Genomic DNA, 12,373 nt, shown 5'->3' with positions numbered 1-12,373 from the left:
CATGGCAAGAACGCTCACGTCCGTCACCGCGGGGCTGGCCCTCTGCGTCCTCCTCACCGCCTGCACGGGCGGCGAGGAGGAGCCGCCGCGCGTCACCGCCGCGCAGCAGTGCGACGGCACGCTGTCGCAGGGCGCGGCCGAGGGGCTCGAAACGGTGCTGGGTACGAAGACGTTCAACCCCGCCGGGAGCGGTGGGCTCCGGCGTGCCGTGGAGCAGCTGGAGGAGGACCAGGCGAAGGGCGAGCGGCGGACGTCGCACCCGTCGATGTGCGAGGTGCAGGACGCCGACGGGCGCCGCGGGCTCGACGTCCAGTTCGGCCTGTACGACGAGAGCGACCTCTTCGGGAAGACGCGGTCGGCCGGCCTGTACGCGTACGACATGGGTCGTGAGGCGCGGGCGGGCTCCAAGAGGGCCTACCTCTTCCTGGAGTGCGTCAGCCCCCGGCTCAAGGGCTCGCAGGAGCGTCCGGCGAGGATCAGGGGCACGGTCGAGGTCGGGCCCCCGTTCCCGCAGGACACCGCCGCCGTCCGCGAGGCCAACCTCACGGTGCTGCACTCCGTCGGCCTGGCGGTCGCACGGGAACTGGGCTGCGAGGGGGACGCGGGCCTCACCGGGGAGCCTGTGCTCAAGCCCGTGAAGTGAGGGACGGCGGGGCCGACGCTCACGGTGGGGCGCTCGGCCGCCGCCTGTTCCCATGGGGGGCCTGGGGGCCTGCGGAGGCCTGCGGAGGCCTACGGGGGCCTGCGGAGGGGGAATGAGAGACCGTGGCGGGATTCGAACCCACGTAACTCGCTTTGCAGGCGAGCCCCTGAACCACTCGGGCACACGGTCGTGTTGTGCACTGGTACGACCGTAGGGCGGGGGCCGGGAGGGGCTCAAGGGGTTCCGGGGCCGTGCCATGCGACTGCCATACCGCTGCCACACGCCGTTCACAGTCGCGCGCGGGTACGGCGTGGGCCCTGCCCCGGGTCGGGCCCGGTCGCGCCCCGTGTCTGCCCCGGTCGGGCCCGGTCGCGCCCCGGGCCTGCCCTGTCCTCACGTCCGGTCGTACGTCCAAGGACCGAGCGTGACCGGGACTCCTGACAGGGGTCATTCAGCACTTCACCTCTTACTCTGGGGGAATGAGTGCCCTCGAACCCCGTGACGCCGGCGCAGATGCCGCCGCCACCGACATCGCCGACCTCCCCGAACCCCGTGCCGCCGCACACGACGACACCAAGGGGTCCGTCCTCGACGGCGACCACCGGGCGCTCAGCATCGGCATCGTCTCCGTCGTCCTGCTCATCGCCTTCGAGGCGACCGCCGTCGGCACCGCGATGCCCGTCGCCGCCCGCGAGCTGAACGGCGTCTCCCTCTACGCCTTCGCCTTCTCCGCGTACTTCACCACCAGCCTCTTCGGCATGGTCCTGGCCGGCCAGTGGTCCGACCGGCGGGGGCCGCTCGGATCCCTCGCCACCGGAATGACCGCCTTCGCCGCCGGACTGCTCCTCTCCGGGACCGCCGGCGGCATGCTGATGTTCATCCTCGGCCGGGCCGTGCAGGGGCTCGGCGGCGGTCTGGTCATCGTCGCGCTGTACGTGATCGTCAGCCGGGCGTACGAGGAGCACCTCAGGCCCGCGATCATGGCCGCGTTCGCCGCGAGCTGGGTCGTGCCCTCCGTCGTCGGACCGCTCGCCTCCGGAACGATCACCGAGCACCTCGGCTGGCGCTGGGTCTTCGTCGGCATCCCCGCCCTCGTCGTCCTGCCGCTCGCCCTCGCCCTCCCCGCGATACGCCGGACCGCCTCGGGCCCCGCGGACCCGGAGGCGCCCGTCGCCCCCTGGGACCGGCGGCAGATCGGACTCGCGCTCGCCATCTCGGCCGGCGCGGGACTCCTCCAGTACGCGGGGCAGGAGCTGCGCTGGCTCTCCCTGCTCCCCGCCGCCGCGGGCGTCGCGCTCCTCGTGCCCGCCATTCGCGGCCTGCTCCCGCGCGGCACCTCCCGGGCGGAGCGCGGCCTGCCCTCGGTCATCCTGCTGCGCGGCATCGCCGCCGGGTCCTTCATCGCCGCCGAGTCCTTCGTCCCGCTGATGCTGGTCACCCAGCGCGGCCTGAGCGTGACCCTGGCCGGGCTCTCCCTGGCGGTGGGCGGTCTCACCTGGGCGCTCGGCTCGTGGATCCAGTCCCGGCCGTGGACGGAGCCGTACCGCGAACGGCTGGTCGTCGCCGGGATGGTCCTGGTCGCCCTCGCGATCGCGGCGGCGCCGAGCGTCCTGATCACTGCGGTGCCGGTGTGGGTGGTCGCGGTGGCCTGGGCCTTCGGGTGCCTGGGCATGGGCGCGGTGATCGCCTCCACGAGCGTGCTGCTCATGAAGCTCTCGGCGCCGGAGGAGGCGGGCGCGAACTCGGCCGCCCTCCAGATCTCGGACGGCCTCTCGAACGTCCTGCTCCTCGCCGCCGGCGGCGCGGCCTTCGCCGCCCTGGGCGGCGGCGCGGCGGGCCACGCGGTGAGTTCCCACGCGGCCACGGGCTCCCACCCGGCGGCCTTCGCGGCGGTCTTCCTGCCGATGGCGGGGGTGGCGGCGGTGGGGGCGTGGGTCGCTACGCGGTTGGAGGCGGAGCGGGTGCAGGGCTGAGCATTTAGTACCAAGATGGCCCCACTGGTGGTACCGTTCAGGTATGGCAATGAACCTGCGTCTCCGCGACGACCAGCAAGAGGCCCTCAAGCTCCGTGCTGAGGAGGAGGGCCGCAGCATGCACGCCATAGTGCTTCAAGCGATCGACCGCTACTTGGAGCAGGAGGCCGACCGGGGGGTCGTCCGCAAGCTCGGCGCCAAGTACGCCCTGCACCACGCCGACCTGCTGAAGCGCCTGGGGGAGTAAGTGAAGTACCTGACGGTCCAGGAGGTCCTGGAGCTGGCCGAGTTCGCCTGCGCGGGCCAGCAGATCGCCGTTCGGGACCTCGGACTCCTGAGCTCGGCGGTGCACCGCCCGCAGTCCCAGATGTTCGGTGTCGAGGCGTACAGCGATCTCTTCGAGAAGGCCGCCGCCCTCCTTCAGTCGCTCGCGGTGAACCATCCGCTGGTCGACGGGAACAAGCGCATGGCGTGGATGTGCGCTGTGGTCTTCCTCGACTTCAACGGTACCGAGATGGTCGGCGTGGACCAGGACGAGGCGTACAAGCTGGTCATCGACGTGGCCACTGGCGACCTGGAGGACATCGCCCTGATCGCGCGCCGTCTGCGGGGGCTGCACGAGGCCGCGTGACCCGACGTGAGGTGAGTCGCAACCGCACCATCCCCACCCCGTTTCATACGAGGTTCCGACCGGGCCGCCGGTAAGGTGGCCCGGTTGTCATATCTGGACGAGCGTCGAACCCGGAGATCGTGACTACTACCACCACCACCTCCCATCACCTCTCTCCCGCCTTCCCCGGACGGGCCCCTTGGGGTACCGCCGGCAAGCTGCGTGCCTGGCAGCAGGGCGCCATGGACAGGTACCTCCAGGAGCAGCCCCGGGACTTCCTCGCCGTCGCCACCCCCGGCGCCGGCAAGACGACCTTCGCGCTGACCCTGGCGTCCTGGCTGCTGCACCACCACGTCGTGCAGCAGATCACCGTCGTCGCGCCCACCGAGCACCTGAAGAAGCAGTGGGCCGCCGCCGCCGCGCGCATAGGGATCAAGCTGGACCCGGACTACAGCGCCGGGCCGCTCAGCAAGGAGTACGACGGGGTCGCCATCACCTACGCCGGTGTCGGCGTCCGGCCCATGCTCCACCGCAACCGCTGCGAGCAGCGCAAGACCCTCGTCATCCTCGACGAGATCCACCACGCCGGAGACTCCAAGTCCTGGGGCGAGGCCTGCCTGGAAGCCTTCGAGCCCGCCACACGGCGCCTCGCGCTCACCGGCACCCCGTTCCGCTCCGACACCAACCCCATCCCCTTCGTCACGTACGAGGAGGGGAACGACGGGATCCGCAGGTCCTCGGCGGACTACACGTACGGCTACGGCAACGCCCTCGGCGACGGCGTCGTCCGGCCGGTCATCTTCCTCTCCTACAGCGGCAACATGCGCTGGCGCACCAAGGCGGGCGACGAGATCGCCGCCCGGCTGGGCGAGCCGATGACCAAGGACGCCGTCTCGCAGGCCTGGCGCACCGCGCTCGACGCGAAGGGCGACTGGATGCCCAACGTCCTGCGCGCCGCCGACCAGCGGCTCACCGAGGTCAGGAAGTCGATTCCGGACGCCGGCGGGCTGGTGATCGCGAGCGACCAGGAATCGGCCCGCTCGTACGCCAAGCTGATCCGCGAGATCACCGGCACCAAGGCCACCGTCGTCCTCTCCGACGACACCGGCGCCTCGAACCGCATCGACGAGTTCAGCGAGAACACCGACCGCTGGATGGTCGCCGTCCGCATGGTGTCCGAGGGCGTCGACGTGCCCCGCCTCTCGGTCGGCGTGTACGCGACGACCATCTCGACCCCGCTCTTCTTCGCCCAGGCCGTCGGCCGCTTCGTGCGTTCACGCAGGCGCGGCGAGACCGCCTCCGTGTTCCTTCCGACGATCCCCAGCCTCCTCGGCTTCGCCAACGAGATGGAGGTCGAGCGCGACCACGTCCTCGACAAGCCGAAGAAGCAGGGCGAGGAGGACCCGTACGCCGAGTCCGAGAAGGAGCTCGCCGAGGCCGAGCGCCAGCAGGACGAGGACACCGGCGAGCAGGACATGCTGCCCTTCGAGGCGCTGGAGTCGGACGCCGTCTTCGACCGCGTGCTCTACAACAGCGCCGAGTTCGGCATGCAGGCCCACCCCGGCAGCGCGGAGGAGCAGGACTACCTCGGCATCCCCGGCCTCCTCGAACCCGACCAGGTCCAGCTGCTGCTGCAGAAGCGCCAGGCCAGGCAGATCGCGCACAGCCGCAAGAAGCCGGACGACGAGGCGGACCTCCTGGAGCTTCCCGCCGAGCGCCGCCCTGTCGTTTCCCACAAGGAGCTCCTGGAGCTGCGCAAGCAGCTCAACACGATGGTCGGCGCCTATGTCCACCAGACCGGCAAGCCCCACGGCGTGATCCACACCGAGCTGCGCCGGGTGTGCGGCGGGCCGCCGAGCGCGGAGGCCACCGCCGGGCAGATCCGCGAGCGGATCAAGAAGGTCCAGGAGTGGGCCACCCGGATGCGGTGAGTTCCCGCCGGGGCCGAGTGGCCGCCGGATGCCGATGAGGCCCGTACGAGTCTGCGCGTACGGGCCTCACGCATCCCGTGGGGACGGGATCCGGTTCGGAGACCGGCCCCCACGGTCGGCCTCCGAGCGCCTTCCAAACTAGGCGCACGACAAAGCCGATCTTGTCCGCCAAAGTCCTTCGTACGGCCGACGAAGGTCCCGAACCGTCTCTATCCGGTCGTCGACGCCCGGATTCTGGACGAGGTCTTCCGCTGAGCGGAGCGGGTCGCTACTGTCCCGGCTCAAAAGCAATCGTCCCGTGGCAGCGCCGCCACGGAGCGCAGCCGGTGTACCCCTTCCTGCCGGCGGCCTCTGACGTGCGTCGCCGACGGGACCGGCGTCGCACTCCCGTGAGAGCCCGCCGCCACTCACTCCGAAGGAGAGGGCGTCGTGACCGCGGAGACCTCCCAGACGCTCGACCGGGGACTCAGAGTCCTCAAACTGCTCGCCGACACCGACCACGGCCTGACGGTCACCGAGTTGTCCAACAAACTCGGTGTCAACCGGACGGTGGTCTACCGCTTGCTGGCCACACTCGAACAGCACGCCCTCGTCCGCCGCGACCTCGGCGGGCGCGCCCGCGTCGGCCTCGGTGTGCTCCGGCTCGGCCGCCAGGTGCACCCCCTGGTGCGCGAGGCCGCCCTGCCCGCGCTGCGCTCGCTCGCCGAGGACATCGGGGCCACGGCCCACCTGACCCTCGTCGACGGGGCGGAGGCGCTCGCCGTCGCGGTCGTCGAACCGACCTGGACCGACTACCACGTCGCCTACCGGGCCGGCTTCCGTCACCCCCTCGACCGGGGCGCGGCCGGGCGCGCGATCCTCGCCGCCCGCCAGGGCTCCCTGATCGAACCCGGCTTCACCCTCACCCACGGCGAGCTGGAGGCCGGCGCGAGCGGGGCCGCCGCGCCGCTGGTCGGCGTCACCGGCGTCGAGGGCAGCGTCGGCGTGGTGATGCTCGCGGACGCCGTCCCCGAGCGCGTGGGCCCCCGCGTCGTGGACGCGGCCCGCGAGGTCGCCGACGCGCTGCGCTAGGGGGCGTCTTGCCCTGATCCGCCGGACGCCCCCTAGGGGGCGTCGTGAGCGCGCGGCAGCCGGTCGGGGCTCGGCCGACCGGATCGCCGTCTCACGGGCTGTCGCCCGCGACGAGACCGCCCAGCGGGGTCCGCTCGTGGTGGACCGACCTGCCCGTCCTGGTCGTCGTGATCAGGCCCGCCGTGCGGAGGGCCTGGGCGTGGGCCGAGGCCGTCGCGTTGCTGACGCCGAGACGGCGGGCCAGGCCCGTCGTCGTCCTGGCCTCGTCCAGGGCACGGAGCAGCTCGGCCCGGGTCCTGCCGAGGACCCCCGTGAGAGCCTCCTCTCGCGTCCCGCCGCCGTCCGGGGCGAGCGGCAGGCCCCGGCCCGCCGGGTAGGCCAGGACCACGGGGCGCCCCTGCAGGTCCTGGACGAGCGGCCCGCCCCGCCAGTGGAAGGTCGGCAGCAGCACGAGCTCCCGGCCGTCGAGGTGAACGTCACGGCCGCCCGGGACGCCGGGCCACTCCCACATCCCGTCCCGCAGCCGTGAGCTCGGGGCCGCGGCCGTCAGGGCGGCGCCCAGGCCCTGTTCCGCGACCGTCAGCGCGTGCCGGGTGAACTCCGCCCGGTGCAGGTCCTGGACCAGCGGCCACACCGGGGCCAGGACCGTCTCGTACGCCGCCCCCTGGGCGTGGTCGAGCCTGCGCCAGGCGCCCTCGTCCCCGCCGTGCAGGTCGCGGATCCACGGCGGCACCGGGCCCCCGCCCGCGTACACCCGCTCCAGCTCCGACCGGACGAACTCCGGGCGGCTCGCGCTGGCCGCCGACGACCGGCTCGCCGCGAGCGTGAACCTGGAGGGGTATCTGGACCTGAACCTGGACCTGGACCGGGATCGGGATCGGGAACGGGATCGGGATCGGGATCGGGACCTGGATCCGGACCCGCTGGACGGGCTCGACCGGCCCCTCCTCCTGTTCCGCACCGACGGCTTCGACGGCGCCGAGCGCCTCGAACGCTCCTGGGAGCGGCTGCGCGCCCGGCGCGTCCTGCTGACCGACAGCGACCACTGGGTGTTCGCCGACTACGCGTTCCTCGTCCCCCAGCTCCAGGCCACCGGGCTCGTCACCGAGGCGGCGAGGGCCGCGCTCGTCGGGGCGGCCGACCCGGCGGCGGCGGTCGACGCCGTGCGGCGCGGGACGCGATCGTTCTTCGCCCGCCACCTGCCGGTGCCCGCGCCCCCGGCCCGGGGGCGGCGCGCGTCCCAGTAGATTGGGGGCGTGCTCTCCAGCCTTCCTCGTCACCGTGCCCTCGCGCTCTGCGCCCTGCCCGTCGTCGCGCTCTTCGCCGTCGTCGGGCTCGCGCCGCTGCCGTACGCGATCGCGCAGCCCGGCACGACCGCCGACGTGCTCGGCAAGGACAAGGGGCGGGAGATCATCACCATCACCGGCGCCCCGGTCCGGCCGACCGAGGGGCAGCTCCGGATGACGACGATCGTCGCCACCGGTCCGTCCACCGAGGTCGACCTCGGGGACGTGGCCGACGCCTGGTTCCGGACCGACCGGGCCGTCCTGCCGCACGACTCCGTCTACCCCTCGGGGAAGTCCGACGCCGAGGTCGAGAAGCACAACCTCGGTCAGATGAAGGAGTCGCAGGACGCGGCCACCCTCGCCGCTCTCGACTACCTCAAGCTGAGCCCCGAGCAGGTGAAGGTGAGCCTGCACCTCGCCGACATCGGCGGTCCCAGCGCCGGACTGCTCTTCTCCCTCGGCATCGTCGACAAGCTCGACGGCGACGGGGAGGGCGGCGACCTCACCGGCGGCCGGATCGTCGCCGGTACGGGAACGATCGAGGCGGACGGCACGGTCGGCGCCGTCGGTGGCGTCTCCCTCAAGACCCAGGCCGCCGCGCGGGACGGGGCCACCGTCTTCCTCGTACCGAAGGCGGAGTGCTCCGACGCTCAGGCCGAACAGCCGAAGGGCCTGCGGCTCGTGCCCGTCACCGCGCTCAGCGACGCCGTGGAGTCCCTCCGGGCCCTGGAACAGGGGCAGGAGTCGAAGGTTCCGAGCTGCTGACCACCCCGGACCCGGTGGGCCCGGACGTGGCCGGTCAGGCGGCGGTGGTCGGCTTGGACCCTGTCGGTCCGGCGGCGGTTGGTCCGGCGGCGGTCGGCCTGGACCCTGTCGGTCCGGTGATGGTTCTGCCGCCGCCGGGTATGCCCGTCGACACCGTGACATCCATGCCCCGCCAGGCGGGGAAGACGACCGGGGCGAGCGTCGCCACGAAGTAGAGCGCGCCGATCCCGAGCAGCGTCGCCGTCAGCCCGACCCGCTCGACCAGGAAGCCGGCCGCCAGACCTCCGAGCGGCGTCGTGAGCAGGACTCCCGCCGTGCTCGCCCCCATGACGCGGCTGCGCAGCGCGTCCGGCACCTGCTCGTACATGACCGTCGTCAGGATCGGGTTGAGCACTCCGACGCCGAACCCGGCCGCCGCCATCGTCACGAGCAGCGGCGCCGTGGTGTCCGTGAACGCGGCCACCAGGTACGGCGGGGCGCCGCCGACGAGGAACCCGGCAGCGAACACGGCCCGGCGGGGGAAGCGCTCCCCGACCGCCCCGTACAGCAGCGCCCCGGCGAGCGCGCAGCCGCCGAAGACCGCGACCAGCAGGCCCTGCGCGGCCGGACCGTCCAGCTCCGCCCTGGCGTGGACCGGCAGTAGTACCGAACTCCAGCTCTGGTTCAGGCCGTTGGTGACCATCACCATGACCATGATGCCGAGCAGTAGTCGACTGCGGAACAGGAAGGCGTACCCCTCGCGCAGATCGGCCCGGTAGCGGGCGGGGGAGAGCCGGGGCCCGTCGCGCATCGGCTCAGCCGACGGCACCCCGCGCAGGCCCGCGGCGACGAGCAGCGCGGAGAGGCCGAAGGTGGCCGCGTCGAGGAACAGGACCGTGTCGGCGCCCATGAACGCGACGAGCAGTCCGGCGAGTACGGCGCCCGCCATCCGAGCGCCGCGCGCCACGGCGTCGTACAGGCTCGCCACCCGGGGGAGCGCGATCCCGGCGCGCTGGGCGAGGTCGGGGACCAGGACGTGCCGGGCCATCTCGCCGGGCGCGTGGCACAGGCCGGTGACCGCCATCAGGGCGCACAGCATCCAGAACTCGAGGACGCCGAAGCGGTGCAGCAGGGGGATCGCGGCGAGCGCGAGTCCGCAGACCAGGTCGGAGGCGATGCTGACCCGGCGGCGGCCCAACCGGTCGATGAGCGGGCCGCCGGCGAGTGTGGAGAGGAGGACGGGGAGGGCCGCGCAGAAGGCGACCAACCCTGCCTTGCCCGGGCTTCCCGTGGTGTCCAGCGCGAACCACGGGACGCCGATGAGGGTGAGTGAATTGCCGGTGATCGAGATGGCGTTGGCGGTCAGGACGGTGGTCAGCGGGCCGCGGGAGCCCTGTGCCACATCAGCTTCTTCTCCCCCCGGAGCGTTCATGCCGCGAGGGTGACCGGGCGGTCGGTGGGCGTGACCATCCGCAGGCCCAACTCGACGAGCTTCCAGCCCAGCTGGACGCGGAGCGGCGCGGCGGGGGCCTGGGTGGTGGTGTGCCGGCGGGCGCCGGCGGCCTCGCGGCGCAGCTCCTCGGCGGTCAGTGCGTGCAGCTGCAGGTGGATGTCGGCATGCATGGTGCGGTTCCTTCCGTGAGCGGTGGGTGAGGACGCGCCGGTGGTGGCGGTCAGTCCTCCTGCTGGGGGAACGCGTGCAGATGGACGCGTACGCGCTCGGCGCCCGGCGCGTCCGTGTCGGCGGTGTCGCGGTAGACGTCGATCAGTTCGTGGATCTTCTCGGTCAGCTCGCGCAGCTGCTCGATCGGCAGCCGCAGGGTGAAGTCGCTCATGTCCGAGGCGCCCTGCCAGTCCTCGTCCCAGTCGTGCCGGGTGCCGAGGTAGGTGTTCATCTCCTGTGCGTGGATGGTCGCCATCTCGAACAGGAAGACCTCCAGGGCGCCCTGGACGTCGGGGTCCGGGTTCCTGTGGATCGTCTCGTCCAGACGCGTCCCCTGCTGGGCCGCCTTCCACCACCGCTCCCGGCCCTTGCCGCGCGTCGGGTCGTCCTCGACGAAGCCGACGACCGCGAGCTGGCGTAGGTGGTAGCTGGTCGCGCCACTGGATTCGCCGAGCCGCTCGGCCAGTTGGGAGGCGGTGGCGGGCCCGTGGCGACGCAGGGCGCGCAGCAACCGGATGCGCAGCGGGTGGGCGAGCCCGCGCAGGGATCGCGGGTCCAGGGTGCGGCTCAGGAATTCCTCGGGCTCGGACATGACTCGACCCTAGAGTTGCAAAGGAAGAGTTGCAAGGGGTTCTTTGCAACCTCTTCTTTGCAGAGACCTTTTTGCAGCGAATTCTTTGCGCCCTTACCTCCTACGACCCTTCCTGCGCCGCCTGCTCCACCAGCGGGATGATCCGCAGCGGTACCGGGTTCTCCATCACGATCGCCGTCGACGCCCGCATGATCCCCTCGAAGCCCACCACCTTGTCGATCACCCGCTGGAGGTCCGCGTTCGAGCGTGCGACCAGCCGGCAGAGCATGTCGCCGTGACCCGTCGTCGTGTGCAGTTCGAGGACCTCCGGAACCGTCGCCAGGTGCTCCCGCACGTCCGCGCCCTGCCCCTGCTTGATCTCCAGCGTCGCGAACGCCGTCACCGGGTAGCCCAGGGCCGCGGGGTCCACCTGAGGCCCGAATCCGCGGATCACCCCGCTCTCCTGGAGCCGGTCGAGCCGCGCCTGCACCGTCCCGCGCGCCACCCCGAGGCGCCGGGAGGCCTCCAGGACCCCGATGCGCGGCTCGCGCGCGAGGAGCGTGATCAGACGGCCGTCCAAATGATCGATCGCCACAGCGGTCTCCCCATGGTCAGGATGTACAAGTCGCACCGCCATACTCGCCGATCGCTGTACAACCTGACCAGCAGAACAACAAACTCTTGCGCACCTTGCCGAACGGCGGGACATTGCTGCCATGACTGAGACCATCGATCACACCCCTTCCACCGCGCGTAAGGCCGATCCCTTCCCGGTCAAGGGAATGGACGCGGTCGTCTTCGCCGTCGGCAACGCCAAGCAGGCCGCGCACTACTACTCCACGGCCTTCGGCATGAAGCTCGTCGCCTACTCCGGACCGGAGAACGGCAGCCGCGAGACCGCCAGCTACGTCCTCACCAACGGCGCAGCCCGCTTCGTGTTCACCTCCGTCATCAAGGTCTCGACCGACCGTGGCCGCTTCCTCGCCGACCACGTCGCCGAGCACGGTGACGGCGTCGTCGACCTGGCCATCGAGGTGCCGGACGCGCGCGCCGCGTACGCCTACGCCGTCGAGCACGGCGCCACCGGCGTCACCGAGCCGTACGAGCTGAAGGACGAGAACGGCACCGTCGTCCTCGCCGCCATCGCCACCTACGGCAAGACCCGCCACACCCTCGTCGAGCGCTCCGGCTACGACGGCCCGTACCTGCCCGGCTTCGTCTCCGCGAACCCGATCGTCGAGCCGCCGGCCAAGCGCACCTTCCAGGCCATCGACCACTGCGTCGGCAACGTCGAGCTCGGCAAGATGAACGACTGGGTCGGCTTCTACAACAAGGTCATGGGCTTCACGAACATGAAGGAGTTCGTGGGCGACGACATCGCGACCGAGTACTCGGCGCTCATGTCGAAGGTCGTCGCGGACGGCACCCTCAAGGTGAAGTTCCCGATCAACGAGCCGGCGATCGCGAAGAAGAAGTCGCAGATCGACGAGTACCTGGAGTTCTACGGCGGCGCCGGCGTCCAGCACATCGCCCTCGCCACCAACGACATCGTCGCCACGGTCCGCGCGATGCGCGCGGCGGGTGTCTCCTTCCTCGACACCCCCGACTCGTACTACGACACCCTCGGCGAGTGGGCCGGCGAGACCCGCGTGCCCGTCGAGACCCTGCGCGAGCTGAAGATCCTCGTCGACCGCGACGAGGACGGCTACCTGCTGCAGATCTTCACCAAGCCGGTGCAGGACCGCCCGACCGTCTTCTTCGAGATGATCGAGCGCCACGGCTCGATGGGCTTCGGCAAGGGCAACTTCAAGGCCCTGTTCGAGGCGATCGAGCGCGAGCAGGAGAAGCGCGGCAACCTCTAGGCGCCCAGGCGCCCAGGCG

At 71.7% G+C, this 12,373-nt stretch carries 14 protein-coding genes and 1 tRNA gene; 9 read left to right on the top strand and 6 right to left on the bottom strand.

Annotation, left to right across the window (positions count from 1 at the left end; all coding sequences use genetic code 11):
* Position 1: 1 nt before the first annotated feature.
* Positions 2-643 carry a hypothetical protein gene (locus tag OG580_RS13270; protein ID WP_267043875.1) on the top strand — a complete coding sequence of 214 codons (642 nt, stop codon included), beginning with the start codon at positions 2-4 and terminating at the stop codon, positions 641-643.
* Positions 644-760: 117 nt separating this feature from the next.
* Here the strand turns inward: OG580_RS13270 and OG580_RS13265 are convergent.
* A tRNA-Cys gene (locus OG580_RS13265) sits at positions 761-832 on the bottom strand.
* A 290-nt stretch (positions 833-1,122) separates the two neighbouring features.
* On the opposite strand from OG580_RS13265, the gene OG580_RS13260 reads away from it, so the two are divergent.
* The 5 genes from OG580_RS13260 to OG580_RS13240 all read left to right on the top strand — a co-directional run bounded on the left by OG580_RS13260 (position 1,123) and on the right by OG580_RS13240 (position 6,228).
* The gene (locus tag OG580_RS13260; RefSeq protein ID WP_267043874.1) at positions 1,123-2,616 is read left to right on the top strand and encodes an MFS transporter; all 1,494 of its coding nucleotides are present in this window, start codon (positions 1,123-1,125) and stop codon (positions 2,614-2,616) included.
* A gap of 49 nt (positions 2,617-2,665) precedes the next feature.
* Complete coding sequence (locus OG580_RS13255) at positions 2,666-2,863, top strand: Arc family DNA-binding protein (protein ID WP_267047989.1); 198 nt, start codon at positions 2,666-2,668, stop codon at positions 2,861-2,863.
* Complete coding sequence (locus OG580_RS13250) at positions 2,864-3,247, top strand: type II toxin-antitoxin system death-on-curing family toxin (protein ID WP_267043873.1); 384 nt, start codon at positions 2,864-2,866, stop codon at positions 3,245-3,247.
* A 119-nt stretch (positions 3,248-3,366) separates the two neighbouring features.
* Positions 3,367-5,157, top strand: coding sequence for a DEAD/DEAH box helicase (locus OG580_RS13245; RefSeq protein WP_267043872.1), 1,791 nt, complete (start codon positions 3,367-3,369; stop codon positions 5,155-5,157).
* A gap of 429 nt (positions 5,158-5,586) precedes the next feature.
* The gene (locus tag OG580_RS13240; RefSeq protein ID WP_017237054.1) at positions 5,587-6,228 is read left to right on the top strand and encodes an IclR family transcriptional regulator; all 642 of its coding nucleotides are present in this window, start codon (positions 5,587-5,589) and stop codon (positions 6,226-6,228) included.
* A gap of 91 nt (positions 6,229-6,319) precedes the next feature.
* Here OG580_RS13240 and OG580_RS13235 read toward each other — a convergent pair whose 3' ends face one another.
* The gene (locus tag OG580_RS13235; protein ID WP_323182563.1) at positions 6,320-6,961 is read right to left on the bottom strand and encodes a winged helix-turn-helix domain-containing protein; all 642 of its coding nucleotides are present in this window, start codon (positions 6,959-6,961) and stop codon (positions 6,320-6,322) included.
* Between the two features lie 91 nt (positions 6,962-7,052).
* On the opposite strand from OG580_RS13235, the gene OG580_RS13230 reads away from it, so the two are divergent.
* A complete protein-coding gene (locus OG580_RS13230; protein WP_267048245.1) occupies positions 7,053-7,475 on the top strand; it encodes a hypothetical protein in 423 nt (140 codons plus the stop codon).
* Positions 7,476-7,484: 9 nt separating this feature from the next.
* A complete protein-coding gene (locus OG580_RS13225; RefSeq protein WP_267043871.1) occupies positions 7,485-8,279 on the top strand; it encodes a S16 family serine protease in 795 nt (264 codons plus the stop codon).
* 34 nt (positions 8,280-8,313) lie between these two features.
* On the opposite strand, the gene OG580_RS13220 is transcribed toward OG580_RS13225, so the two are convergent.
* The 4 genes from OG580_RS13220 to OG580_RS13205 all read right to left on the bottom strand — a co-directional run bounded on the left by OG580_RS13220 (position 8,314) and on the right by OG580_RS13205 (position 11,087).
* Positions 8,314-9,690 (bottom strand): MFS transporter, encoded by a 1,377-nt coding sequence (locus tag OG580_RS13220; protein ID WP_267043870.1) that lies wholly within the window; start codon positions 9,688-9,690, stop codon positions 8,314-8,316.
* The gene (locus tag OG580_RS13215; protein WP_267043869.1) at positions 9,687-9,881 is read right to left on the bottom strand and encodes a hypothetical protein; all 195 of its coding nucleotides are present in this window, start codon (positions 9,879-9,881) and stop codon (positions 9,687-9,689) included. The genes OG580_RS13220 and OG580_RS13215 overlap by 4 nt, the downstream gene beginning before the upstream one ends.
* Before the next feature lie 50 nt (positions 9,882-9,931).
* Positions 9,932-10,513, bottom strand: a complete 582-nt coding sequence (locus OG580_RS13210) for a winged helix-turn-helix domain-containing protein (protein WP_267043868.1) — start codon at positions 10,511-10,513, stop codon at positions 9,932-9,934.
* 100 nt (positions 10,514-10,613) lie between these two features.
* Positions 10,614-11,087: an Lrp/AsnC family transcriptional regulator gene (locus OG580_RS13205; RefSeq protein ID WP_267043867.1), complete on the bottom strand. Its 474-nt coding sequence runs from the start codon at positions 11,085-11,087 to the stop codon at positions 10,614-10,616.
* A 121-nt stretch (positions 11,088-11,208) separates the two neighbouring features.
* On the opposite strand from OG580_RS13205, the gene hppD reads away from it, so the two are divergent.
* Complete coding sequence (hppD, locus tag OG580_RS13200) at positions 11,209-12,354, top strand: 4-hydroxyphenylpyruvate dioxygenase (protein WP_024761702.1); 1,146 nt, start codon at positions 11,209-11,211, stop codon at positions 12,352-12,354.
* The last annotated feature ends 19 nt before the right edge of the window (positions 12,355-12,373 follow it).

This window comes from Streptomyces sp. NBC_00094 (genome assembly GCF_026343125.1).
GTDB lineage: Bacteria > Actinomycetota > Actinomycetes > Streptomycetales > Streptomycetaceae > Streptomyces.
Note: the sequence above shows the minus strand (reverse complement) of the source record. Positions and strands in the feature narration are given on the sequence as shown.